This is a genomic window from Frankia sp. CoWAU3, from assembly GCF_977971855.1.
In genome coordinates, this window is sequence record NZ_CDWWXB010000021.1 from 28,247 (window position 1) to 30,701 (window position 2,455).

Annotated in this window: 3 protein-coding genes; 1 reads left to right on the forward strand and 2 read right to left on the reverse strand. The window is 69.7% G+C overall.

The window, feature by feature from the left end; all coding sequences use genetic code 11:
• The coding region (locus tag AC08ON_RS04070) for a four-helix bundle copper-binding protein (protein WP_476616485.1) at positions 1-349 on the reverse strand (349 nt) is incomplete at its 3' end.
• A 217-nt stretch (positions 350-566) separates the two neighbouring features.
• A complete protein-coding gene (locus AC08ON_RS04075) occupies positions 567-1,904 on the reverse strand; it encodes an amidohydrolase family protein (RefSeq protein WP_476607660.1) in 1,338 nt (445 codons plus the stop codon).
• A 322-nt stretch (positions 1,905-2,226) separates the two neighbouring features.
• Between AC08ON_RS04075 and AC08ON_RS04080 the strand changes: the two genes are divergently transcribed.
• On the forward strand, positions 2,227-2,364 hold the full coding sequence (locus tag AC08ON_RS04080) for a hypothetical protein (protein WP_476616486.1): 138 nt from the start codon (positions 2,227-2,229) through the stop codon (positions 2,362-2,364).
• The last annotated feature ends 91 nt before the right edge of the window (positions 2,365-2,455 follow it).

The window sequence follows — 2,455 nt, forward strand, 5'->3', positions numbered from 1 at the left end:
CGGCGCCCACCATCGTGTTGCAGCTCTCCGCGCAGGACCGGCATGCGCCGGCGAGCTTGGCGAGCTGCTGATCCTGCGGCATCCTCTCGCATATCTCAGCGCACATCACGCAGATCCGCGCGCACATCGCGCACATTTCCCCGTGCATCGGCGACATCCGGCACATCATGTCGGCGCAGGTCCTGGTGACGGCCGCGCAGTCCATCATCAGCCGCATGTTCGCCGGCTCCATCATGGCGCCCGGCATGTCCATGCAGTAGGAGATCGTCTCCTCGCACAGAGCCGAGCAGGACATACACTCCTCGATGGCCTTCCGCATGTTCTTATTGATCATTTCAGCGTGCTGCATGAGAACCCTCCAGGCGTTGGAGACGCGGCACCCCGTACCAGCGAATGGCCCGGACCACCTGACGGCAGCCGGCAGCGGGGCCCCTACGACGATAGCTTTCAGGGGCCGATCCGCATCTCGGTCAATCGCCGTCCCAGAGCGGATCCGACGAAATCCCGCGAGCCATACTAAGGGTATTTCTTTTTATATTTCGTGAACATTCCGGAAAACCGGAGAGTCAGCCGGGCTGCGACGCCGCGGGCCACTCGGGAGCGATTCTCGGCACCTCTTCCATCACCATGGTGGGGCGGACCAGGTTCCCGGGCAGCCGCGGGTGGGGCAGCACCGCGCGACCGCCAAGGAACACTCCGCTCACAGCGCCCGGCCGCTCGAAGATCGACAGGTCCCCGGGGTCCGCGTCGAGCAGGATCGCGTCGAAGGCGGAGCCGACGGCGATGCGGCCGGCTCCCTCACCCAGTCCGAAGAGCCGGGCTCCGGTCGCGGTCGCGGCGAGCAGCGCCTCGGGTGGGGTGAGCCCGGCATGGCGCAGCCGGCTGATCTCGGCCAGGTTCGTGCCGTGCCGGGTGCGGTGCCGGGCGTCGCTGCCGAGCGCGATCGGCACCCCCGCCGCGCGAGCGACCGCGATCGTGCCGGCCAGCGCGGCCTCGGTGGCCTCGGCTCGGTCCACCGCCCAGCCCGGCAGCACTCCGGTGGCCGCCAGCGCCGCCAGGTCCTGGTAGGGCGACAGGGTGGGGACGAGCGTCACCCCGGCGGCCGCCACGGGCTCGGTGAGCCCGATGCCGTGCTCGATGGAACGCGCCCCGGCGGCGACCGCGGCCTCGATCGACCGCTCGCCCAAGGCGTGCATCATCACCGGACGTCCGTACCGCCGGGCCTCCGCGACGGCGGCCGCAAGCTCCACCGGGCTGAACTGCGGCTCGGGCTGCCCCGGCCGGGCGGACATCACCCCGCCGCTCGCGTAGATCATGATCCAGTCCGCACCCGCCCGCAGAATGCCCCGCACCGAGGCCGGCAGGCTGCCCGCCTCGGTAACGGTATGCGGGGGCCGGCCGGGATAGTCCGGCATGAGAACATCTTCGGCCGACTCCAGCCCGGGACCGATGATCGCCCCGTCACCGTGCCGCCCGGACCGGCTCAGCCCGACGACGGACACGGCGAGCCGAGGTCCGGGCACGGTGCCCGCGCTGACCGCGTCCCGGATGCCGGCGTCGGCGCCGCCGGCATCCCGCAGGTGTGTGACACCGGCAGCCAACGACGCCCGCAACGCGGCGGCGGTCTGCAGGACTCGGGTGGACAGCGACGCCGTCGCCAGCTCGAACGGATCATAGGTGGACTGCGCGACGTGAGCGTGGCAGTCGACGATCCCTGGCATCAGCCACAGGTTGTGGGCATCAACGTCGACGGCGTCCCGGTCAAGACCGAGTCGCGTGCCGACCGCATGGATGACCCCGCCGCCGACGGCGACGTCGGTCGGCTCACCGAAGCGCCCGGTCCTGTCGAGGACGTGCACCCCCCGCAGGACGAAGGCCTCGGCCGCCTCTGATCGTCCGGGCACCGTCGACCGCCCGGACTCGGGACGCCCGGACTCGGACTGTTCCGTCGCGGTGGATCGCCCGTGCGCCGGAGGCTGCTCCGGAGTCAGGGATTGTTCCGATGATGCCGGGGGATCGGTCATGACCAGCGCCGTTCCTGCCGTTGACGACGACCTCCAACGCCTCGTTCCGGCCGGATCGAGCATCGACCGACAAACGCGCGGAGGTGGATGTCAGATCGAAGGTCGAGGCCGGGGTGCGGGAGGTCCGGATGTTCCGGAGGTCATCCGGATGTCAACGGAGACAGGCCGCCGTGTTGACGCGGCAGGTGTCGATGTGACGGCGATGAGTGAGTTCGACCGCGCGGCCACCCGGCCGAGGCCACGGCGTTACCGTGATCCCGCACCGGTCGTCCGACACGACGTCTCCTTCACTCGGCCCCGGATGACCGCGCTCAATATCATCTATCATACTCCCCCGTAATCACCGGTCCCGGATGACGCAAAGGGTCGAGGGACGAGCCGGCCAGGTCCGCTCACTGAGCCTTTCCGCGTAACAGCCCGTGACGTTTAGC

Coding starts and splice junctions, on each gene's coding strand:
- AC08ON_RS04080 (WP_476616486.1), top strand. CDS start 2,227: ATGAGTGAGTTCGACCGCGCGGCCACCCGGCCGAGGCCACGGCGTTAC.